Below are 20,096 nucleotides of genomic sequence, written 5' to 3'. Positions count from 1 at the left end.
GGACTGAGTCCCTTCGCTGCGCTCAGGGGGGGGCGCTTCGCGCCCCGTGGCCCCGCCTTCGGCGGGGGGGCCTTCCGCTTCGCTTCAGGCCTTGGGGGCCAAAGGCCCCCTAGCGGGTACCCAGGCGCTGCGCGCCTGGGACTGAGTCCCTTCGCTGCGCTCAGGGGGGGGCGCTTCGCGCCCCGTGGCCCCGCCTTCGGCGGGGGGGCCTTCCGCTTCGCTTCAGGCCTTGGCGCCAAAGGCGCCCAAGCGGATACGCAGACGCTGCGCGTCTGGGGCTGAACTGCTTCGCTGCGCTCAGGGGAGGCGCTTCGCACCCTGAAGCCCCGCCTTAGGCGGGGGGTTCTTCCGCTTCGCTCCAGAACTAGGCGCTGAGCTGTGCGCTTGGGACTGCGCTGCTTCGTTTCCCTCAGCAGGAGATGCTTGGGTCCAGAAGCCCCCGCCTTCGGTCAGGGGTCCTTCCGCTTCGCTCCAGGACCAGGTGGCTTCGAGGCCTAAGGAAATACGGAAGGGTTGGGAGCTTCAAGCCGCCCAGACTTCGCTGCGTTGGGGCGGGCTGGTTAGCAGCCCACAGTTTTCTCTTCGGGGAAGAGTCCTTCCGCTTCGCTCCAGGATCTTCACTTTGTTCTGAAGCCGGCGCCTGAACTGTCTTGGGAACAGGATGGCTTCGGTGAGTCGGGGGCGCTTGGAGAACCAAACTTTTAGATTCAAGTGCTTGACCCGTTAGTGGGTTGGGCCGACTCCATTTCACTGGAGCTGTAGCTGCTTCTGTCGAGCCTGGAGCATGGGTTTGAAATCGGCCAAAGCTGTTCTCAGGTGGTTTGGGTGTGTTGGATGAGGTCAGATAGGGCTTCGCAGTGGTGAAGGTTGGTTTTTTGGGGTGTTGGCTGGGGCGGGTTCGAGTGGTTGGTTCTGACCTGGGGTTTTGGGGGTGGGGTTAACGGCGTTAACGCTGGTGGGTGTGGAGGGTGTTAACGCCGTTAAGGGTCGGATGGGTGGTGTGATTCAAAATGTTGGGTGGATAGAGACGGGAATCAGTCAGATTCTGCGGCGTTGTGGCTGGGGAGTGGGGGGTTCCGGTGTTGGTCGCGGGGGTGCGGGGAGGGTGGTTTTTGGGGCTGGTGTGGGGTCTTGGCTGCTGGTTGCGACGGCGTTTGAGGCTTGGGCCGGAGCGTCCACCGGCCTATAGAAGGTACGGAGATGCGTCGTCGCAGGTCAGAGGGGGTGCGGGGGAAAAGATATGTCCCCTCAGGAGGGACATATCTCGGTGGTTGTGTCGCTGCTAGGGGGACACAACGACTGCAAAACGTCAGTGGCGTTGACGTAAAATGCGCTAAAACGTCAGGGGGGCTGACGTATGGGGGGAGATCTGCCGGCGAACTGGTGGTGGGGCGGGTGGCGTTGGCAGGGGTGGGTCGGGAGGGGAGTTCGGGGAGTGTGTGGCTGAGATATGTCACCTGTGAGGGGACACAAGACACGCCGAACGTCAACGAGCGTGACACTTGTGTCACCCTTGTTGACATACTGATCTCCGCAGATCAACGGAGTGGAGAGCAGCCTCGTGTCATCAGAGCCACAGCGCCGCCGGGGCAATCCGGTAGGGACCCCGCGTCCCGATCTGCCGGTGGACGACGCGATCTCCGCGTGGAGTCAGCCGCTGGCTCCGGTCAAGGATCTGGACAGCCTCGCGAAGCGGTACCCGACGCGGAAGCTGACCCTGGACGGCGAGCGCAAGCCGCTGGAGTTCTACGGGACCGAGAATCAGCCGAATGCGTTCTCGATGGACAGCCTCGAGTTCTTCCTCGTGATCGCCCAGTACTTCCGTGAAGCGCTGCCTCTGCGGCTGATTCTGCTGCTCATCGCCTGCCAGCGGGCGGGGGGGCGGATTCCACTTACCCAGGAGGAGATGGCTACCATCCTGGATGTCAGCCGGACGAAGACCTCGGAAGCTCTGCACACGGTGATGTCTCATGGGATCGTCTTCAAGGTGCGGCGGGGTGTGTACCAGTTCAACCCGCCCTACAGTTACCGGGTGGCAGAGTTCATCCCGGGTACCGAGATGACGGGTGAGTTCGTGAAGGTGGAGCAGCACGGGACCATCTCGCAGATTCGTAGCGATACGAGCCTGCCGGACTTGGTGCGCTTCCCTTCGCTGGACCACATGAGGCAGGCCATCGCGGAACTGCGGGCCGAACGGGCAAGAGAGCGCGCTGCGCGTCGGGTGAGCCGGACGAAGCGCACGGGAGAAGGGACGGCTCAGTGAGCACCTTGCGATTCGCCGCGGTCAACGCCGACGGGCTGCTCTCCGACCTCGACCTGCCGCCGGCGGCGTACCGGGTACTGCTCAAGCTGCGTTCGCTCAGCGAGCCGGGCGGTCGGATCCTCATCGACCAGGCGACGGTCGGCGGGATGCTGGACCTGAGCCGGCCGAGCGTGAATGCCGCGCTGCGGAGCCTGGAGTTGGCGAAGTTGGTCAGGAAGATCCGGAACGGGGTCTACCAGATCAACCCGATGCTTGCCGGGTACACCTCGTTCGAGGATGCGGTCGCGGCCGTCAACGAGATGGACGCGGAGGAGCGGCTGGACGCGCGGGGCTATGTGGCCAGCTATCACCGGGCGGTGGCGGCGTATCAGGACCAGCTCGCCGAGCAGCGCAAGAAGCGGGCGGCTCAGGCCGTTGCGAAGAAGGCCGCCGAATCGAAGCGGCGTCGGGCGCTGCACGCGGTGGGCTGAGGGTGTGGCGTTGAAGGGCTTCTGAGGGGTGCTCAGGGGCTTGTGGGGGCCCCGGAGTACTCCGGGGCCCTTTGTGGTGTTTGAGGGGCTCAGGACGGGCGTGAGCGTCCGGGGCTTGGGTGGCTGCCCGGTGGGAGGACGCTCCCTCAGAAGTTGAGCTCCACGTAGTCGATGTCGGTGAACTCGACGAGGAGGCCCTGGGCTCGGGCGCCGTTGTCCTTGAAGTAGATCTCCTGGAGTCCTTCGGCGGTGATGGAGCGGAGCTGGGCCTCGCCGGCTCCGGCCTCGTGGGCGCTGAAGAGGCGGGAGGCGTACTCCGCGGGGAGGTGCTGGGTGATCCGGCGCATGCGGCCGTCGTCCGTGGTGCCGGGGGCGGCGCTGAAGCCGAAGCGGGCGCGGGTCTCGATGACCAGGCCGGTCTGCTTCGCGGCCTTGTCGCGGGCGCGCTTGCGGACGAGGGGCTGCCAGCGGCGGCGGACTTCGCGCTCCAGGCGGGCGGAGAGGGCCGGCTTGGGCTGCTTGATCTGGTCCTTCACGTACCGCTCGACGGTGCGCCGGGAGATGGCGAGGAGGTCTGCCACGGCCTTGGTCGATTTGAGCTGTTTGACGAGGTAACGGATCTGGGCGCCCGCCGACTTGGGGATGGGGCGGGTGAAGTTCTGCTCGTCGGCGCGGTCGAGGCTGTCGCTGATCTCGGACATGGGTGGCTCTTACTCTCCGTCGGCCGCGGCGTCGTGGCCCTTGATGTGGCGGGCGGGGTTGTGGCGTTCGTCGAGCAGCTGAACGGCCCAGAGGAGGGGCTGGGTGCCCTCGTGCTTGACCATGCCGGGGCTGACGCCGAGGCGGAATCCGCCGGGCAGGGGCTTGCCCTCGGGGGTGCGGGGGAGGAAGTCGAGGGGGCTGGGGCCGTCGGAGAGGTAGACCGCGCAGTCGGAGAGGACCGCGATCGGGTAGAGGTCTGCCGCTGTGGCGAGCTTGTGCATCTTGCGGTGCATGTTGACGCGGGCCGTGGAGATGACGGCGGCGCGGATGTCGGGGCGCCAGGTGGGGCGTTCGAGGGCGGGCCAGCTCTCGCCGGGGCGGTAGCCGGCGCCCTGCGGGCGCTCGCGGAGCTTGCCGATGCCGCCCTTGACGGTGGACTTGATCGCCGAGAGGACCGCCGTCTGGGGGAGGGCGTGGGCGGGGTCGTTCTTGTACTCCGCCATCGCCTCGAGGAAGGCGGAGTCGGTGAGGGACGGGTGGACGCCGAGTTCGGCCATCGTGGCCATGTACGCGTCCCGCAGCCGGGTGTACCAGGCGTCGAGGTACGGGCCGTGCTCCGGGCGGAGCCAGGCCTCGGTCGGCTGGACGGTGAGGCCGAGCTCCTGGGCGTAGGCGAGCGTCGGAGTGGCGTACCAGGCGGGGCCGGTGGGCGGGAGGCCGTGCGGGGTGAAGGGGCTGGGGAGCCGGGGGTCCATGGCGGAGGCCTGGGCGGAGAGGTCCACGAGCCAGGAGCCGGGGAGCTTCGGGTCGAAGCGGGGGCCGTCGGTGTGGACCGCGGGGCCGGTGCCGACGAGGAGGCGGTTGGCGGCCGCGGCGAAGGCCATGTTCACGTCGATGCCGACGGCGTGGGTGCGGGTGCACTCGGCGTCGCTGAGGAGCTGGGGATCGCGGATCCAGTCGTAGGCCTCCTCGTCGAGGACCTGGTCCGGGGTGCGCTGGTGGGAGCGGGGGTAGAGGGCCGCGACGACCGGGTGCTCGTCGGGTGCCTCCGGGGGAGCGGGGTCGACGGGGCGGGTGAGGGAACCGGCGACCGGGGCGGAGACCCAGGCGTTCGTGGACTCGTCGCGGGCGGCGCGGGTGGGCGGGCGCAGCGCGGTCATCAGCTCCAGGCCGGAGACGGCCGTGGAGCCGCGGGGGGTGAGGACACGGGTCGCGTAGGCGGTGAGCAGGTCGGCGAGTTCCGGTGCGGGGAGCTCGGCGGTGTGTTCGCCCCAGGCGCGGGGGTCGAGGGCGCCCCAGGGGAGGATCGCGAGCTGGACGCACTGGCGGCCGGTGGTGGGGGTGGCGGGGCGGTAGATGCGGGGCCACGGGCCGAAGCCGCGGCGGGTCAGCTGCCACTTCGATTTGGTGAGCTGCTTGATGACGGGGTGGTCGTCGGGGAGGCGCAGGCCGCGGCGGTCTTCGAGGACCAGGGGGAGCCCGAGTGCCTCGGTGGCGGCGGGGGTGAGGACGAGGAGGGGGTCGCCGTCCTTGCCGTTGCGGTGGAGGCGGGGGGAGCGGAGGTCGGCGGCGGGGGAGAGGGCCCACTCGATGAGGGCGGGGAGGGTGGTGGGGGGCGTGAGGACGGCGCCGTGGGCGGCGTGGGCCTTTCCTGATCCGTCCAGAACGGCGAGGGGACCGTTGCCCTCCGGGTGGGGCGGGGGGGTGGGCTTCGTGGGGGTCCGGCGGGGCGTGGGCGTGCCCGGTCCCGTCTGGGGGTGGGGGGTTGGGGGTGCGGGGTGCGGGCCCTGCGGGGCTGTTCCCCTACCCGCCCCTTCCCGAGACTGGGGCTCCGCCCCAGGCCCCGGGTGAGGGGGTGCGGTCTCGGGGGTGGCGTTAACGGCGTTAACGGGTGCGGCGCTGCTGGGGGTGGCCGGTTGAGGGGAGACGGCCTGGGCCCGCGGGGCGGCGGCGATCGGCTGGGGCGAGGCGGGCTGGGGAGCGTTAACGGCGTTAATGGGGGTGGTGCCGGCGGTGGGGGCGTTAACGGCGTTAATGCCGTGGAGGTCTGCCAGGCCGTTGAGGAGGCGGGCGTAGGCGGCGCGCTTGGGGGGGCGGGGGGCCGTGCGGCCGGTTTCCCAGGAGGTGACCGTCTCGCGGCGGACGGCCAGGGCCTGGGCGATCTGGTCCTGGCTCAGGCCTGCTGCTTCGCGGAGGCGCTTGCGCTCGTCCGGGTGGGGGAGGGCGTCTTGTGCCGCGGCCTCTTCGAGCAGGGCGTCGACCGCGGCGAAGAGCGTGGTCTGTTCGTTTTCGTGCGCGTTGGGCATTGGCACCTCCAGGCGCAGCTTATGCGAACCGCACCATGGAACGCACGTGAAACACACGTGGGGGCGGTGGTGGTCCGGACTGGCCAACGCCCCCTTCGTGTCCGGGCCGGGGTGGATCGTGGGTCAGATGCGGGTGAGGAGGAGCTCTGTCACCGCCTTCAGGTCATCCGGGGTGAGGTGTGCGGTGAGGGCGTCCGCGATCGTGTCCGGGGAATCCGCCGCGATGGTGATGCGGCGGGGGGACGCGGCGGGGGAGGGGTGGGGCTCGGGGGCGGGAGCCGGGGCCGGGCGGGTGCGTTGGCGCGGGGGGTTAACGGCGTTAACGGCTTCCTCCGCCGCGGACGCCTGGTCCTCCTGGGGGAGGCGGCCGATGCGGCGGGCCGGTTCCACCTTGAGTTCGCCGGTCTCCACCTTGTCCTGGAGATCCGGGGTGAGGTTCAGGAGGGTCAGGCGCTGGGAGACCCAGGCCGGAGTCTTGCCGAGGCGCTTGGCGACCTGGGCCTGGGAGCCGTGGACCTCGACGAGTTCCTGCAGGGCGCGGGCCTGGTCCATGGGTGCCACGTCGACGCGGTGGACGTTGGCGATGAGCGCCGACTCCAGGATGTCCGCCGCCGAGGAGGCGAGGGTGTCGTTGACGTGGATCTGCATGGTGCGTAGGCCGGCGCGCTGGGCGGCGGCCAGACGGCGGTTGCCGTCGATGACCACGTACGGGGCGCGGCCCAGGCCCTCGGCGTTGCCGGGGTGGGCCTCCATGAAGGCCATCCGGGTGGCGACCGCCAGGGGCTGGAGCTGGCCCCGGACCGTGAGGGACGCGGCGAGCTCTTCGAGCTCGGTGAGGTCCTCGCGGAGGTTGAACGGGTTGTGGGCGAGGGCCTCGATCGGCACCTCCGAGGGCGGGACGATGCCGGAGGTGGGGGCGCCGGTGGCTTCGGCGATGGCCGCGCGGCGGGAACTGACGCCGACGGGCTGGGCGCGGGCGAAGGAGCTCGAGACTCCGAGTTTGTCGGCCTTGCTCATGAGATCTCCCTTGCGAGGGCGCGCAGGGCGACCGCCTGCTCGCCCTTGGGTGCGTAGACGAACAGCGGCTGCTTCACGCGGACCGCTTCGCGCTGTTCCTTGAGGTCGGGAACGATGGCCACCACGCGCGGATCCTTTATGTCCATCCAGGCCTGGAGGGAGGAGGTCGCGATGTAGCCGCGCCGGCCGTCGTAGAGGTTGACGACGAGACCGAGGTAGTCGATGTCGAGGCTGAGATCGTCGCGGAGGTCGTTGATCTGGGAGGTGAGGAGGTCGTAGGCGTCCGCCGAGGAGTCCTCCGCCTGGACCACGATCAGCGCGCCGGAGGCGCCCGGCTGTTCGGCGTCGCGGCGGCGTCCGTAGTAGATGGCGGCGTCCATGCTGAGGCCGAGGCTCGGCGGGCAGTCGATCAGGATGACGTCGTAGTCGGCCTCGACGGGGGCTAGGGCCCGCTCGAGTGCGGCCTCGCGGGCGCGGACCGTGGAGAGGCGGACGTCGAGGAGGAACGCGTCCGTGCAGGCCGGGAGGATGTGCAGGCGGTCGCCGAAGTGCTCGTCCGGGATGGGGACGATCAGGTCGGCGAGGGGGCCCTTGGCCTCGCCCGCCATGTGGCAGGTCAGGCTGTCCCCGCCGATGGGCAGCGGCTGGCGGCCGAGCTGCTTGGTGAGGTGGCCCTGGGGGTCGAAGTCGACGAGCAGGACGCGCATGCCGAGGCCGGGCAGGTCTTCCAGGTCCACCGGCGGGGCGGATGCGGCGGATGCGAGTGAGTCCGGGGCCGTCTGGCCGCCGTCATCGGCGGCCGAGAGACGGGCCAGTTGGCGGGCCACGCGGACCGGGTGGAGGGTGTCGGGGTCTTCCGCGAGGGCCTCGGCGGTGCCGGCGGTGATGGCGGTCTTGCCGACACCGCCCTTCTGGTTGCACACCACGATGCGCCGTACGACCGAGGGCCGCTTCACGGTGGGGGCCGGGTTCATCTCCAGCCAGAGGGAGACGGCTTGGGCCAGCCCCTGGATGAGGGAGACACCGCGGTCCCTGGAGCCGGTACGGAAGGACTCCCACTGCCCGGCGGGCAGCCAGGTGGAGAAGGATTCCGCGCCGGAGGTGTCGACGGGGGAGGGGGAGGAGGCGAGCGCGTTCCAGTGGGCGATGCCCTGGTGGACGGCGTCCTGGATGTCCACACGCAGCTGGGCGGTGCGGATCTTGAGCTCCTGGCGCAGCCACGGAGGGAGTTTGGAGACGACCTTCTCGCGGTCGCTCGGTGACGAGGGTGAAGTCATGCGAGGGACTTTACTAACGTTCAAGGGTGTTTGTGGGCACCACGCTTGAGTTTTGCTAACGAAGTGGTGTGGATCGGCCGGGAATCGACCCCGGGCGGGGGCGGGGGGTGGGGACAGGGCGCGTCGTCAGCCGGTAGTGGACGGTGCGGAGTCCGGGGCGGGCAGCCCCAGTTCGGACCGGCACTCGGGCGAGCGGCCGGGTCGAAGCGGGAGATGCGGTCCGCGGGCACGATCCCAGGGATGCCGGTGAAGGAGGCGAACTCGATGACCAGACGGATCCCGGCGCGGATCCGGACATCGGAGCGGGGCCCGAAGGCGATCCGGTGGGTCGGGTCGATGGCGGGCAGGCCCTCGGATAGCTGGAACTGCTCGTCCATCAGCGTTCGGGCGAGGGCTTCCTTGGAGGAGAAGTGGATCATTAACGGCGTTAACGCGGCGGGTGCGGGGTGGGGTGGGGTGGGGCGGGGTGGGGGGCGGCCCAGGCATTAACGGCGTTAACGCTGGGGCGGCGCGGAGCGGGGGAGTTAACGGCGTTAACGGTGAGGGCGGCCGGGGTGGGAGGCATTAACGGCGTTAACGGTCCGGGGCGGGAGGGGTGCGCAGCATTAACGGCGTTAACGGTCGGGTGGTCGGGGTGGTCAGGGCGGGGGGCATTAACGGCGTTAACGGTGGGGGTGGCTGAGGGCTGTCGGGGGGCGTGGTGTTGGGTGCGGGGGCGTTAACGGCGTTAATGCTGGGAGGGCGGGGGCTGGTTGGGGGCTGGGCATTAACGGCGTTAACGCCGGGGGCTTGGTGGTGGGTGGGGTCGGTCGTGGGTGGAAGGTGCGAGGGCATGGGTGAATCGGGGCCGTGGGCGGTGCCGTTCCGGTTGGACGTGGCGCAGAGCGAGTTGGACGATCTGGGGCGGCGGCTGGAGCTGGCGCGGTGGCCCGACGAACTGCCGGGGGTGGGGCGGGCCTACGGGATGCCGCTCGGGGAGCTCCGTGAGCTCGCGGGGTACTGGCGTACCGGCTACGACTGGCGGGCCGCCGAGGCGCGGTTGAACGAATGGCCGCAGTACACCACCGTCATCGACGGGGCCCGGGTGCACTTCGCGCACGTGCGGTCGCCCGAGCCGGACGCGGCGCCGCTGCTCATGACCCACGGCTGGCCGGGTTCCTTCGTGGAGTTCCAGAAGGTCGCCGGTCCGCTGACGGATCCGCGGGCGCACGGCGGGGATCCCGCCGATGCCTTCCATCTGGTGCTGCCGCACATCCCCGGCTTCGCCCTGTCCGGGCCGACCACCGAGCGGGGGTGGGAGTTCAAGCGGGTCGCGCGGGCCTTCGGCGTGCTGATGGAGAGGCTCGGGTACGAGGAGTACGGGGTCCAGGGCGGCGACTGGGGCGCCGCCGTCTCGAGGGAGCTGGGGCGGATCCGGCCCGGGAACGTGCGCGGGGTGCACCTGAACCTGCTCCCCGGCGCCGGGGCCACCGCCGAGCCCGGGCCGGAGGAACTGGCCCTGCTGAGCCCGGCCGAGCGGGAGCGCACGCTCGCCTCCTGGGAGCGGTACCGGGTCTGGGCGCGCGAGCGGCAGGGCTACGCCGACATCCAGGCGACCCGGCCGCAGACGCTCGCGTACGGGCTGAACGACTCGCCGGTCGGGCTGCTCGCCTGGATCGGCGAGAAGTTCGCGGAGTGGGCGGACCCGCGCTGCCCCGTGGACCGCGATCAGATGCTGACCAACGTGACCTTGTACTGGCTGACGGGGACGGCCGGCTCCGCCGCCCGCATCTACTACGAGCGTGCCCACGCCGACTACCAGGGCGCGGCGCCCGCGGTGTCGAGCACCCCGACCGCGCTCGCCGACTTCCCGCGGGACAACTTCGTACCGCTGCGGCACATCGCGGCGCGGACCGACCGCATCGTGCGCTGGACCTCGTACGAGAAGGGCGGGCACTTTCCCGCGATGGAGGTTCCGGAGCTGCTGGTGGACGACGTCCGGGCCTTCTTCCGCTCCTTGTGACCCACGTCTCCTTCGCGCGTGTCACGTTCCGCGCCGCCCGTGTGTCCCATGGATGACAGCGCAAGGGGCGAGCGGGAGAAGGAGACGGCCATGAAGGTTCTGCTGGCGGGTGCGAGCGGGGTTCTGGGACAGCGGGCGGTACGGGCCCTGTGCGCGGCCGGACACGAGGTCGCCGGTCTCGGCCGGGGCGCCGGGATGGAGGTCCGGGCCGACCTGCTCGACCGCGAGGGCCTGCTGCGCGCCGTGGACGGGCTCGGCTTCGACGTGGTGGTGCACGCGGCCACGGCGTTGTCGGGGAAGACCATGGCCCGGCACCAGGACATGACGGGGACGAACGCGCTGCGCACCGAAGGCACCGTCAACCTGCTGGCCGCCGCACGGGAGACCGGGGCGCGGCGGTTCGTCGTGGAGTCGATGATGTTCGGCTACGGGTACGGGGACCACGGCGGGGCCGTGCTCGGCGAGGACGACGGCTTCGGGCCGCAGGGGGCGAACGTCTGGCTGGAGCGGCACGTCGGCGCGATGCGGACCAAGGAGGAACTGGCCTTCACCGCCGACGGGATCGAAGGGGTGAGCCTGCGCTTCGGGCTGTTCTACGGGGCCGGTGTCACCGATGCCCACGTGGTGCCGATGCTGCGCAAGCGCGCTCTCCCCGTGGTGCCGGCCAAGGGGCGGGCGCTGAGCTGGGTCGACGTGGCCGACGCGGCGAACGCCGTGGTCGCCGGCGTGGAGTCGGGGCGGCCCGGGCAGGCGTACAACATCGCCGACGACGAGCCGCTGGGCTGGGACGCCCACATGCGGGCGGTGGCCGCGGCGTTCGGGGCGCCCGCGCCCGTGACCGTACCGCTGTGGGTGCTGAAGCCGGCCCCGCTCGCGCACACCATCATGGCCACGGACCTGCGGCTGTCGAACGCCAAGGCGGGGCGCGAGCTGGGCTGGGCTCCGGCGTACGCGAGCAGCTCGGCCGGGGCGGGAGCGCTTGCGGAAGCCGCGGGGGCAGCGGCAGCATGATCGTTCGTGCCCCCTGCCGCGTACCTTCCGGATGCTCCTTCTGATGCCCTCGGTCCCTTCTCCGCCCATCGCCGGCTGCTGTTCGACGTCGCCTACCGGATGCTCGGCAGCGTCGTCGACGCCGAGGACGTCCTCCAGGACGCGTGGCTGAGCTGGGACCGGGCGGACCGGTCCGCGGTCCTCAACCCGCGTGCCTACCTGGTCCGCACGGTCACCAACCTGTCGTTGAACCGGCTCACTTCGGCCCGCGCCGCCCGGGAGGCCTACATCGGGCCGTGGCTGCCCGAGCCGCTGCTGACCGAGCCCCTGCCGACCGTGCCCGACGGTGCGGAGGGGGTGGAGAGGGCCGAGACGGTGTCGACCGCGATGCTGGTGGTGCTGGAGAGCCTGAGTCCGCTGGAGCGCGCCGTGTTCGTGCTGCGGGAGGTGTTCGGGTACTCGTACGCGGAGGTCGCGGGGGTGCTGGACCGCGCGGAGGCGACCGTACGGCAGACCGGGCACCGGGCACGCGCCCACGTACGGGCCCGGCAGCCGCGGTTCGCCACCGAGCCGGGGCAACGGGGCGAGGTGACCCGGCGGTTCCTGGACGCGTGCGCGGGCGGGGACCTGAACGCGGTGATGGAACTGCTCGCCCCCGGGGTGACGGCCTGGTCGGACGGCGGCGGCAAGGTGACGGCGGCCCGGCGGCCGCTGCACGGGGCCGACCACGTGGCGCGCTGGCTGCTGGGGATGCTGGCCAAGCCCTCGCTGCGGGCGGTGACCCTGGAGTCGGCGCGGGTCAACGGGGAGGAGTCCGTGGTGTTCGTGTACGGGGGCGTCGCACGGGCGGCGTTGACGTACGACCTGGACGCGGTGGACGGGCGGGTCGTGAACCTGCGGTTGCAGGTGAATCCGGAGAAGGTGGCGGGGCTGCGCTGAGAGGGCCGGCAGGGACGGCGGGCCGGTCCGTGGACGGGGTGTCCGGGATGTGGAATTGGCGCACGCGGGCCGCCGCCGGGCTGTGATCATCATCCGATGATCGACGAACAGCGGACCCGGCCCGTGCTGGTTGGCGACGAGCGCGCCACCCTCACCAGCATCCTCCAGCGGCAGCGGGACACCCTGATGATGAAGTGCGCCGGGCTGTCGGACGAGCAGCTGCGGCGCCGGGCGGTGGCTCCGTCGGGGCTGAGCCTGCTCGGGCTGGTACGGCATCTCGCGGAGGTCGAGCGGGGATGGTTCCGCAACGTCGTGGGCGGCGAGGACGTGCGCGGGTACTTCGGGAAGAACGAGGCCGGGGAGTGGCGGGAGTTCCACGTGGACGACGCCGATGTCGCCGGCTCGTTCAAGATCTGGGAGGACACCTGTGCGCGCTCGCGGGAGATCGTGGACGCGGCCGCCTCCCTGGACGTGACCGGCTCCTACGAAGACCAGGAGTACTCCCTGCACTACGTACTGGCCCACATGATCGAGGAGTACGCCCGGCACAACGGGCACGCGGACCTGCTGCGCGAGGCGATCGACGGGACGACGGGGGAGTAGCGGCGCCCCCTCCCGGCCGGGCTACGCCGCGGAGGCCGTGGTGCGGTCCACCTCGTCCAGGGCTGCCGCCCAGGGGAAGTGCGCCGGGGCGTCCGGGCCGGCCGGGCCGGGGACGAATCCGCCCTCGCCGAAGAGGACCTTCGCGCCGGCGCCGCGCAGGACGGCCAGGGACGGGTCGAACTGCGGGTGGGCGGCGAGGGCGGCGTTCGTGCAGGGCATGGCGACGACGGGGGTGCCCTTGCCGATGGCCTCGGCGGCGACCCCGACGACGAACCGGTCGGTCAGGCCGAGGGCCCAGGCGTTGACGGAGTTGAACGTGGCCGGGGCGAAGAGCAGGGCGTCGGCCGCCGGCCATACGTCGGGCTCCCCGGGCAGCTTGTACTGCCAGCGGACGGCGTGGCCGGTGAGCGCGGCGAGACCGTCGAGGCTGCCGGACAGCCAGTGCGCGGCCGTGGGGGTGAGTCCGAGGCAGACGTCCCAGCCGCGGGACTGGGCGTCCTCGATGACGTGGGCCACGTCGAAGACGGGCGGGGCGGCGGAGCAGAGCAGGTAGAGGGTCTTCGTCGTGGTCATACCGCAATGTGATCATATTGCTTGACCTGCGGTTGACCGAGGGCGGGCGCGGCAGCCGCCTGCGAGGTGCTGACGCGGCGAACCCCCGGACCCGGTGCGGTGAGCGGTCGGTCGGTCCGGGGGTTCGCAGGTGAAGGCCGGCTGGTGGTGCGGGTCAGCGGTTGGTGACGGTCTGCTGGGCGTTGCCCGCGGTGAACGCGTCGAACGCGCCCGAGAAGTCGGTCAGGTCGTCGCCGGCCTGGCCGGGCACCAGGGTCGCGAAGTCTTCGGAACCGTCTGCGAGGGTGCTGGCGACGGGGTCGGCGTGCGGCGGCTCGGCGGCCATGGCGGGGGCGGCCACGGCGAGGGCTGCGGTGCCGGCGATGAGGGCCGTGGTGACGATGCGCTTGATCATGCCCTGGTGAACGAGGTGGCCGTACGGGGGTCACTACGGCCACCCGGTTGCCGGAGCCCGGACCTTGGCCGGGTCCACCCTGTGAGGAACGCCGACAGCAGGGAGTGCACGACGGCGGGCCGGTCCAGGTGGACGTCGTGGCCGGAGCCGGGGACGGAGACCGCCGTCGTCACGGTGGACGGGTCGGCCGAGTCGAGCATCCGGACGGACTCCTCGGGCGGCACGATGCCCTTCTCCCCGATGACGAGCAGGGTGGGACACCGGACCGCTCGCCACTGCGGCCACCACGCGCGGGTGCTGTTCTCGGTGATGGCCGCGACCATCACCGAGCGTTCGAAGCGCGGGTGCCAGCCGTCCGCGCGCTGCTCCAGGCCGGCTGCCCAGGCCTCGCCGGCCTCGACCAGCACGAGGCCCCGTACGAGCTCCGGGTGGGCGGCGGCGGTGAGCATCGCGGTGTGACCGCCGAGCGACTGGCCCACCAGCACCGGGCGCTGCACGCCGAGCTGTTCGCAGACGGCACGCACGTCCGCGACGAACGCGGCGCGGGAGACGTCCGCGGGACGGCGCTCGCTGGCTCCGTGACCGCGCTGGTCCACCGCCACCACGCGGTGGTGCGGGGCCAGGTGCGCGGCGGCCGCGTCCCATTCGCCCGCGTGGCCCGCGAGACCGTGGAGGAGGACCACCGGGGGTGTGGAGGCAGGGTGGTGGGGGTTCCAGTCGCGGCAGGTCAGGCGGACGCCGGCTCGGGTGACGGTGCGCTCGGTCCACATCATGGGGAGATCATCCGATACTTCTTTCGGTGGGCCGATGAGTTTTCGCGCGGGTCCCGGTCTACCTCTCGTACGTCGCATCGGCAGAGAGAAGAGGACCGTCATGAGCGAGCCGGTGAAGGGCCCCGCCAGCTACTTCCCTTCCATCGAGAAGAAGTACGGCCGCCCGATCGCGGAGTGGCAGGAGCTCATCCGGGATTCGCCGCTGACCAAGCACATGGAGCTCGTCGGCTGGCTCAAGACCGAGCACGGGGTCGGACACGGGCACGCCAACGCGCTCGTGAAGCACACGCTCACCGAGCCGTAGCCGTAGCCGTAGCCGTAGGGCGTGGGCGGGGGGTGCGGGCGAGGGGGCGTGGACGCAGGCGTATGTGGTTGAGCTTCTCGGCGATGTTCCGTCTCAGGCCGCCGGAGTTGACTGGTTCTCATGACGGAGACGACGCAGCAGACGCAGAACGACACCGCCCTCCGCACGCTGGTCATCGGCGGCACGGGCAAGACCGGCCGGCGTGTGGCCGAGAAGCTGACCGCGCTGGGCCGTCCGGTCCGCATCGGGTCGCGCTCCGGTGAGCCGGTCTTCGACTGGAACGAACCCGCGAGCTGGGGACCGGCCCTGGAGGGTGTGGACCGGGCGTACGTCACGTACTACCCCGACCTCGGTTTTCCCGGCGCCGCCGAGCACGTCGGGGCCTTCGCCCGGGCGGCGGTGGCCGCCGGGGTCCGCCGGCTCGTGCTGCTCTCGGGGCGCGGCGAGGAGGCGGCGCAGCGGAGCGAGGAGGCGCTGAAGGAGTCCGGGGCCGACTGGACGGTGGTGCGCGCCGCCTGGTTCAACCAGAACTTCGACGAGAGCTTCTTCCTGGAGCCGGTGCTCGCCGGCGAGATCGCCCTGCCGACGGCCGACGCCGTCGAGCCGTTCGTCGACACCGAGGACATCGCCGACGTGGTGGTGGCCGCGCTGACCGGGGACCGGCACATCGGCCGTACCTACGAGCTCTCCGGCCCGCGGCTGCTCAGCTTCGCCGACGTCGCGGCCGAGCTGTCGAAGGCGACCGGGCGCGAGATCGCGTACGTTCCGGTCTCGGACGAGGCCTACCGGGCGGTGCTGCGGGAGAACGGGCTGCCGGAGGAGTTCGCGGAGCTGTTCACGCTGATCCTGGACGGGCGCAACGCGCACCTGGTGGACGGGGTCGAGGAGGTACTGGGCCGCAAGCCGCGGGACTTCTCGGAGTTCGCGCGGGAGGCGGCTGCCCGCGGCGTCTGGGACGTGTAGGGGATGGGGGGTCGGGCCGCGGGTGGTCGGGGTGCGGGTGGGGAGAATGGGCCGATGGATACGCTGACGGCTCTGCTCGAAGGCCCCAAGGCCACATCGGCCTTCCTCGTGAAGTGCGTGTTCAACCCGCCCTGGTCGGTGCGGATCGAGGACCGTGCCCCGCTGTCGGTGATGACGTCGGTGCACGGATCGGCGTGGCTGCTGCCGGACGGCGACGAGCCCGTGCTGCTCGCGCCGGGCGAGGCGGCCCTGGTGCGAGGACCGCTTCCGTACACCCTGGCCGACGCCAGGGACACGCCGCCGCAGATCAGGGTGGGTCCGGACCAGCGGTGCAGCAGGGTGGACGGCGGGGAGGACGTGTCGGACTCCATGGCCCTCGGGGTACGGACCTGGGGTGCGGCGGAGGGTTCGGCGGTCCTGCTGAGCGGTACCTACCAGGATCCGGGCGAGATCGGCAGCCGCCTGCTCACCACGCTGCCGCGGGTGCTGGTCGGGCCGGTGGACCCCACGCTGGTCGGGCTGCTGGGGGCGGAGATCTCCCGTACGGAGCCGGCTCAGGAACTCGTCCTGAACCGGATCCTGGACCTGCTGCTGATCGGCGTCGTACGCGGCTGGCTCGCGGAGCGCGGCGGCGCCGAGAACGACCCGGTGACCGGTCCGGCGCTGCGGCTGCTGCACGAGAATCCCGCCTACGGCTGGACCGTGGAGTCGCTGGCCCGCAAAGTCGGCGTCTCGCGGGCCGCGTTGGCCCGTCGTTTCACCGAGCTGGTCGGCGAGCCACCGATGTCCTACCTGACGGGCTGGCGGCTGGCACTGGCGGCCGACCTGCTGCGCGACCCGTCCACGACGCTCGCCTCGGCCGCCCACCGGGTCGGCTACGGCTCGGCGTTCGCCCTGTCGACGGCCTTCAAGCGGGTACGGGGGGTCAGCCCGCGGGAGTACCGGGCGGGGGCGGCGGCCACCAACACTGCCGCGGGCTAGCGGCGGCGGCGAGGGCGGACGAACGGGCGGACCGGGCGGGGTACTAAGGGTTGGCGAGTTCCAGGACGCCCACGGTTTCGCCGTCGCTCTGTTCGCCCGTCGGGCGGAAGCCGAGGGAGAGGTAGAAGGGTTCGGGGGTGCCGGGGCCCGGGTGCCAGGTGACGTAGGCGTGGGAGGCGCCCCGGCGGCGGAGTTCGTCGGTGAGCGCCGTGACCGCGAAGCGGCCGTAGCCCTTGGACTGGTGGGCCGCCGAGATGTTCAGGCGCCAGAGGCCGGAACGGATGTCCTCGGGGTCCTCGGCCGGGTTCCAGGCGATGTCGAGGAAGGCCATCAGGAAGCCGACGACCTCGTCGCCGTCGACGATCGCCCTGGGCCAGGCCGTCTCCCCGTGGGCGTAGGCCTCGGCCAGTGACTTCACGACGGGGGAGACGAGGTGCTCCTGGTCGGGGCGGACCGACAGCGCGCAGACGGCGGCGAAGTTGTCGGGAGTGACCGGGGCGAGACGGAGGGAGGTGGTGCGTGCGCTCATCCGCGCAGCCTACGTGTGCGGTACATGCGAGTTGGAGGGGTGGTGCGGCATTGAAGGTTCACTGGCCGGATGGTGCCGGTGATGGCACGATCGGCAGCCGTCGGGGGCGGTGCAGGCCTCCCGGTTCGGATTTCGACGGATATACGGGGGCACAGCTGATGGGATCCACCGGAACCAGACTCTCCACCGCACTGCTCGTCCTGTCGACCGTTCTGGTCGGCCTGATGGCGGGGCTGTTCTTCGCCTTCGACGTCTCGGTGATGCCGGGACTGGCGAAGACCGACGACCGGACGTACGTCACCGCGATGCAGAGCTTCAACGCCGTCATCGACGGGAACCCGCTCTTCGGGACGGTCTTCGTCGTCGCGCTGCTCGCCGCCTTCGCCGCGGCCTTCGTCGAGGCGCGGGCCGGACGCCGCGCGGTCGCGCTGCGGGCCGCGGTGGCCGCGGCGGCGTACCTCGTCGTGCTCGTCGTCACCTTCGCCGTCAACATTCCGCTCAACAACGAACTCGCCGACGTGGGTGATGCCGCGAAGCTGACCGACTTTCCGGTCGTGGAGAAGTTCAAGGGCACCTGGGAGACGGCGAACATCCTGCGCACCCTGCTCTGCGCGGCGGCGCTGACCGCCCTGGCACGGGCGCTCGTGCTGTACGGGCGGGCGACGGGGGCGGCTGCCCGGTCCGATCGGCAAGACACCGCCTAGGCGACGGCCGCCAGGAGGGCCCAGGACTGGCAGGCCAGGGCGGCCGTGCAGAGTGCGGTGCGCCAGCGGTTGGCCGGTACCCACTTCCTCTCGAACGCGGCGCGTACGGCGGCCGGGTCCGCGATCCGCTCGGCGGGACCCGCCGCCTCCAGGGCGTTGTTGAGGGGGATGTTCACCCGGCCGGTGACCGCGACGGCGAGCACGTAGAGGACGAGGGCGCCCGCCAGCGCGGGCACCGGCGCGTGCTCGTCGGAGGGCAGGTGCAGGGCCAGTGCGAGGGCCGTGAACAGGAGCGCGCCCAGGAACGCCAGCATGAACCAGCCGTTGATGATGGACGTGTTCACGCGCTGCATGACGGAGATGAGGGTCCGGTCGTCGGAGCGCTTCAGCGCGGGCATCACCGAGACGTCGAAGGCGAAGAAGAGGCCCGCCATCAGGCCCGTGGTCAGCGTCGCGGCGACGAGGGCGGCGGCCCGTGCGATGTCCATAAGGCCTGTCTATGTCCTGCCTCGTGGTTCTGTCCATGGTGGAGCAGGGCCCGGCCGTGGTGGAGCACGGTCTGTCCCCTGTGGGGCACGACCTGTCCGCGGTGGAGCAGGGGTCGAGTCGTCCGTGGTGGAGTGGGCGTCGATGGGAGCAGGCCGGAATGGCTCGTGGCCGTGGTCGGCGGGAGGGGTACCCTCCCGCTGGGGACTATTTTCGGATAATAATTTCCGCCATGTGGAAATGACGTCCGGAGCTTCGAGCCGCATCTCGAGGCCGGTCCCCGCATCGAGACCTGGAGGAACAGACCGTGACGGACCCCAAGGACCCGCAGGGCCGGCTTGACGCGCTGCGTGCCGACATCGAGCGCCGGAACCCCGCCCAGCCCGAGTTCCACCAGGCCGTACGGGAGGTCCTGGACACCCTGGCCCCCGTGTTCGCGGCGCGCCCCGAGTACGCGGAGCCGGGTGTGGCCCTGCTGGAGCGGCTCACCGAGCCGGAGCGGCAGATCATCTTCCGGGTGCCGTGGCAGGACGACCGCGGTCGCGTCCACGTCAACCGTGGCTACCGCGTCGAGTTCAACAGCGCGCTGGGCCCGTACAAGGGCGGCCTGCGCTTCCACCCGTCGGTGGACATCGGCGTGGTGAAGTTCCTCGGCTTCGAGCAGATCTTCAAGAACGCGCTGACCGGGCTCGGCATCGGCGGCGGCAAGGGCGGCAGCGACTTCGACCCGCACGGGCGGTCCGATGCCGAGGTCATGCGCTTCTGTCAGTCCTTCATGACCGAGCTCTACCGTCACATCGGCGAGCACACGGACGTCCCCGCGGGCGACATCGGCGTCGGCGGCCGCGAGATCGGGTACCTCTTCGGCCAGTACCGGCGCATCACCAACCGCTGGGAGGCCGGCGTCCTGACCGGCAAGGGCCAGGGCTGGGGCGGCTCGCTGATCCGTCCGGAGGCCACGGGCTACGGCAGCGTGCTGTTCGCCGCCGAGATGCTGGCGGTCAAGGGGCTCTCGCTGGACGGGCTGACGGCGGTCGTGTCCGGCTCGGGCAACGTGGCGCTGTACACGATCGAGAAGCTGCAGCAGCTCGGTGCGAACCCGCTGACGGCGTCCGACTCCCAGGGCTACGTGGTGGACGAGAAGGGCATCGACCTCGCGCTGCTGAAGCAGATCAAGGAGGTCGAGCGCGGGCGCGTGAGCGAGTACGCGCAGCGTCGCGGGCCGTCGGCCCGGTTCGTGCCGGGCGGTCGCGTGTGGGACGTGGCGGCGGAAGTCGCCTTCCCGTCGGCCACGCAGAACGAGCTGACCGCCGATGACGCGCGGACGCTGATCGCGAACGGCGTCAAGGCGGTGTCGGAGGGCGCGAACATGCCGACCACGCCGGAGGCGGTGCACCTGCTGCAGGCGGCCGGGGTCTCCTTCGGGCCGGGCAAGGCGGCGAACGCGGGCGGTGTCGCGGTCAGCGCGCTGGAGATGGCGCAGAACGCCGGACGCGTGGCGTGGAGCGCGGAGCGGGTCGAGGCGGAGCTGGCGGGGATCATGCGGGACATCCACGCGGTGTCCTACGCGACCGCCGAGCGGTACGGCTCCGCCGGGGACTACGTGACCGGGGCGAACATCGCGGGCTTCGAGCGGGTGGCGGACGCGATGCTCGCGCAGGGGCTGATCTGAGGCGCTGCTCGGCGATGTTCGGCGTTGCTCGGCGCTCGTCGGTGCTGTGGCGCTGACGGGCTGACGCGCTGGGGTGAGGGGCGGGTACGGGGTGCGGGGCGCCGGTTGTGGGTGGCGCTGCGTGAGGTGGTCCCCGACCCGCCCTTCC

General features: G+C 71.1%; 20 protein-coding genes. 11 read left to right on the top strand and 9 right to left on the bottom strand.

What is annotated here, in order from left to right; translation table 11 throughout:
- Positions 1-1,624: 1,624 nt before the first annotated feature.
- Positions 1,625-2,263, top strand: coding sequence for a hypothetical protein (locus ACIA8F_RS35740; protein WP_239516702.1), 639 nt, complete (start codon positions 1,625-1,627; stop codon positions 2,261-2,263).
- Entirely contained in the window at positions 2,260-2,733 is a 474-nt protein-coding gene (locus ACIA8F_RS35735) for a MarR family transcriptional regulator (RefSeq protein WP_250744360.1), read from the top strand. The genes ACIA8F_RS35740 and ACIA8F_RS35735 overlap by 4 nt, the downstream gene beginning before the upstream one ends.
- Before the next feature lie 146 nt (positions 2,734-2,879).
- Here the strand turns inward: ACIA8F_RS35735 and tpg are convergent, their stop codons facing one another.
- The 4 genes from tpg to ACIA8F_RS35715 form a co-directional block, all read right to left on the bottom strand.
- A complete protein-coding gene (gene tpg, locus ACIA8F_RS35730) occupies positions 2,880-3,434 on the bottom strand; it encodes a telomere-protecting terminal protein Tpg (RefSeq protein ID WP_399385191.1) in 555 nt (184 codons plus the stop codon).
- A 9-nt stretch (positions 3,435-3,443) separates the two neighbouring features.
- A complete protein-coding gene (tap, locus tag ACIA8F_RS35725) occupies positions 3,444-5,741 on the bottom strand; it encodes a telomere-associated protein Tap (protein ID WP_399385190.1) in 2,298 nt (765 codons plus the stop codon).
- 123 nt (positions 5,742-5,864) lie between these two features.
- Positions 5,865-6,758 (bottom strand): ParB/RepB/Spo0J family partition protein, encoded by an 894-nt coding sequence (locus ACIA8F_RS35720; protein WP_399385189.1) that lies wholly within the window; start codon positions 6,756-6,758, stop codon positions 5,865-5,867.
- Positions 6,755-8,035 (bottom strand): ParA family protein, encoded by a 1,281-nt coding sequence (locus ACIA8F_RS35715; RefSeq protein ID WP_399385188.1) that lies wholly within the window; start codon positions 8,033-8,035, stop codon positions 6,755-6,757. The genes ACIA8F_RS35720 and ACIA8F_RS35715 overlap by 4 nt, the downstream gene beginning before the upstream one ends.
- An 832-nt stretch (positions 8,036-8,867) precedes the next feature.
- On the opposite strand from ACIA8F_RS35715, the gene ACIA8F_RS35710 reads away from it, so the two are divergent.
- The 4 genes from ACIA8F_RS35710 to ACIA8F_RS35695 all read left to right on the top strand — a co-directional run bounded on the left by ACIA8F_RS35710 (position 8,868) and on the right by ACIA8F_RS35695 (position 12,569).
- Positions 8,868-10,037 carry an epoxide hydrolase family protein gene (locus tag ACIA8F_RS35710; protein ID WP_399385187.1) on the top strand — a complete coding sequence of 390 codons (1,170 nt, stop codon included), beginning with the start codon at positions 8,868-8,870 and terminating at the stop codon, positions 10,035-10,037.
- A gap of 90 nt (positions 10,038-10,127) precedes the next feature.
- Complete coding sequence (locus tag ACIA8F_RS35705; RefSeq protein WP_399385186.1) at positions 10,128-11,048, top strand: NAD-dependent epimerase/dehydratase family protein; 921 nt, start codon at positions 10,128-10,130, stop codon at positions 11,046-11,048.
- A gap of 99 nt (positions 11,049-11,147) precedes the next feature.
- Positions 11,148-11,966 (top strand): RNA polymerase sigma factor SigJ, encoded by an 819-nt coding sequence (gene sigJ, locus ACIA8F_RS35700; protein ID WP_399385197.1) that lies wholly within the window; start codon positions 11,148-11,150, stop codon positions 11,964-11,966.
- 96 nt (positions 11,967-12,062) lie between these two features.
- The gene (locus ACIA8F_RS35695; protein WP_399385185.1) at positions 12,063-12,569 is read left to right on the top strand and encodes a DinB family protein; all 507 of its coding nucleotides are present in this window, start codon (positions 12,063-12,065) and stop codon (positions 12,567-12,569) included.
- Between the two features lie 21 nt (positions 12,570-12,590).
- Here the strand turns inward: ACIA8F_RS35695 and ACIA8F_RS35690 are convergent, their stop codons facing one another.
- The 3 genes from ACIA8F_RS35690 to ACIA8F_RS35680 form a co-directional block, all read right to left on the bottom strand.
- Positions 12,591-13,142, bottom strand: a complete 552-nt coding sequence (locus ACIA8F_RS35690) for a flavoprotein (RefSeq protein WP_399385184.1) — start codon at positions 13,140-13,142, stop codon at positions 12,591-12,593.
- 154 nt (positions 13,143-13,296) lie between these two features.
- Positions 13,297-13,536 carry a hypothetical protein gene (locus ACIA8F_RS35685; RefSeq protein WP_399385183.1) on the bottom strand — a complete coding sequence of 80 codons (240 nt, stop codon included), beginning with the start codon at positions 13,534-13,536 and terminating at the stop codon, positions 13,297-13,299.
- Positions 13,533-14,309, bottom strand: coding sequence for an alpha/beta fold hydrolase (locus tag ACIA8F_RS35680; protein WP_399385182.1), 777 nt, complete (start codon positions 14,307-14,309; stop codon positions 13,533-13,535). The genes ACIA8F_RS35685 and ACIA8F_RS35680 overlap by 4 nt, the downstream gene beginning before the upstream one ends.
- Before the next feature lie 100 nt (positions 14,310-14,409).
- Between ACIA8F_RS35680 and ACIA8F_RS35675 the strand changes: the two genes are divergently transcribed.
- The 3 genes from ACIA8F_RS35675 (at position 14,410) to ACIA8F_RS35665 (ending at position 16,557) form a co-directional block, all read left to right on the top strand.
- Entirely contained in the window at positions 14,410-14,613 is a 204-nt protein-coding gene (locus ACIA8F_RS35675; protein WP_399385181.1) for a DUF4287 domain-containing protein, read from the top strand.
- Between the two features lie 120 nt (positions 14,614-14,733).
- Entirely contained in the window at positions 14,734-15,576 is an 843-nt protein-coding gene (locus tag ACIA8F_RS35670) for an NAD(P)H-binding protein (protein WP_399385180.1), read from the top strand.
- 54 nt (positions 15,577-15,630) lie between these two features.
- Entirely contained in the window at positions 15,631-16,557 is a 927-nt protein-coding gene (locus ACIA8F_RS35665) for an AraC family transcriptional regulator (RefSeq protein ID WP_399385179.1), read from the top strand.
- Between the two features lie 43 nt (positions 16,558-16,600).
- Here ACIA8F_RS35665 and ACIA8F_RS35660 read toward each other — a convergent pair whose 3' ends face one another.
- Positions 16,601-17,086, bottom strand: coding sequence for a GNAT family N-acetyltransferase (locus tag ACIA8F_RS35660; protein ID WP_399385178.1), 486 nt, complete (start codon positions 17,084-17,086; stop codon positions 16,601-16,603).
- Positions 17,087-17,244: 158 nt separating this feature from the next.
- Here ACIA8F_RS35660 and ACIA8F_RS35655 point away from each other — a divergent pair, with 158 nt between their 5' ends.
- A complete protein-coding gene (locus ACIA8F_RS35655; RefSeq protein ID WP_399385177.1) occupies positions 17,245-17,790 on the top strand; it encodes an anthrone oxygenase family protein in 546 nt (181 codons plus the stop codon).
- Here the strand turns inward: ACIA8F_RS35655 and ACIA8F_RS35650 are convergent.
- Entirely contained in the window at positions 17,787-18,278 is a 492-nt protein-coding gene (locus ACIA8F_RS35650) for a DUF1772 domain-containing protein (protein WP_399385176.1), read from the bottom strand. The two genes, ACIA8F_RS35655 and ACIA8F_RS35650, sit on opposite strands and share 4 nt — an antisense overlap.
- Before the next feature lie 305 nt (positions 18,279-18,583).
- Between ACIA8F_RS35650 and gdhA the strand changes: the two genes are divergently transcribed.
- Positions 18,584-19,948 (top strand): NADP-specific glutamate dehydrogenase, encoded by a 1,365-nt coding sequence (gene gdhA, locus ACIA8F_RS35645; protein ID WP_399385175.1) that lies wholly within the window; start codon positions 18,584-18,586, stop codon positions 19,946-19,948.
- Positions 19,949-20,096 lie beyond the last annotated feature (148 nt).

The organism is Streptomyces sp. NPDC051563 (assembly GCF_044454225.1).
GTDB lineage: Bacteria > Actinomycetota > Actinomycetes > Streptomycetales > Streptomycetaceae > Streptomyces.
This window is presented reverse-complemented; position numbering and strand designations above follow the sequence as displayed.

Excerpts from the sequence above, each read along its gene's own strand:
- ACIA8F_RS35685 (WP_399385183.1), bottom strand. The coding sequence starts at position 13,536 with ATGATCAAGCGCATCGTCACCACGGCCCTCATCGCCGGCACCGCAGCC.
- ACIA8F_RS35680 (WP_399385182.1), bottom strand. The coding sequence starts at position 14,309 with ATGATGTGGACCGAGCGCACCGTCACCCGAGCCGGCGTCCGCCTGACC.
- ACIA8F_RS35690 (WP_399385184.1), bottom strand. The coding sequence starts at position 13,142 with ATGACCACGACGAAGACCCTCTACCTGCTCTGCTCCGCCGCCCCGCCC.
- ACIA8F_RS35660 (WP_399385178.1), bottom strand. The coding sequence starts at position 17,086 with ATGAGCGCACGCACCACCTCCCTCCGTCTCGCCCCGGTCACTCCCGAC.
- ACIA8F_RS35720 (WP_399385189.1), bottom strand. The coding sequence starts at position 6,758 with ATGAGCAAGGCCGACAAACTCGGAGTCTCGAGCTCCTTCGCCCGCGCC.
- ACIA8F_RS35710 (WP_399385187.1), top strand. The coding sequence starts at position 8,868 with ATGGGTGAATCGGGGCCGTGGGCGGTGCCGTTCCGGTTGGACGTGGCG.
- ACIA8F_RS35650 (WP_399385176.1), bottom strand. The coding sequence starts at position 18,278 with ATGGACATCGCACGGGCCGCCGCCCTCGTCGCCGCGACGCTGACCACG.
- ACIA8F_RS35670 (WP_399385180.1), top strand. The coding sequence starts at position 14,734 with ATGACGGAGACGACGCAGCAGACGCAGAACGACACCGCCCTCCGCACG.
- tap (WP_399385190.1), bottom strand. The coding sequence starts at position 5,741 with ATGCCCAACGCGCACGAAAACGAACAGACCACGCTCTTCGCCGCGGTC.
- ACIA8F_RS35695 (WP_399385185.1), top strand. The coding sequence starts at position 12,063 with ATGATCGACGAACAGCGGACCCGGCCCGTGCTGGTTGGCGACGAGCGC.
- sigJ (WP_399385197.1), top strand. The coding sequence starts at position 11,148 with ATGCTCGGCAGCGTCGTCGACGCCGAGGACGTCCTCCAGGACGCGTGG.
- ACIA8F_RS35665 (WP_399385179.1), top strand. The coding sequence starts at position 15,631 with ATGGATACGCTGACGGCTCTGCTCGAAGGCCCCAAGGCCACATCGGCC.
- ACIA8F_RS35655 (WP_399385177.1), top strand. The coding sequence starts at position 17,245 with ATGGGATCCACCGGAACCAGACTCTCCACCGCACTGCTCGTCCTGTCG.
- ACIA8F_RS35675 (WP_399385181.1), top strand. The coding sequence starts at position 14,410 with ATGAGCGAGCCGGTGAAGGGCCCCGCCAGCTACTTCCCTTCCATCGAG.
- ACIA8F_RS35705 (WP_399385186.1), top strand. The coding sequence starts at position 10,128 with ATGAAGGTTCTGCTGGCGGGTGCGAGCGGGGTTCTGGGACAGCGGGCG.
- ACIA8F_RS35715 (WP_399385188.1), bottom strand. The coding sequence starts at position 8,035 with ATGACTTCACCCTCGTCACCGAGCGACCGCGAGAAGGTCGTCTCCAAA.
- tpg (WP_399385191.1), bottom strand. The coding sequence starts at position 3,434 with ATGTCCGAGATCAGCGACAGCCTCGACCGCGCCGACGAGCAGAACTTC.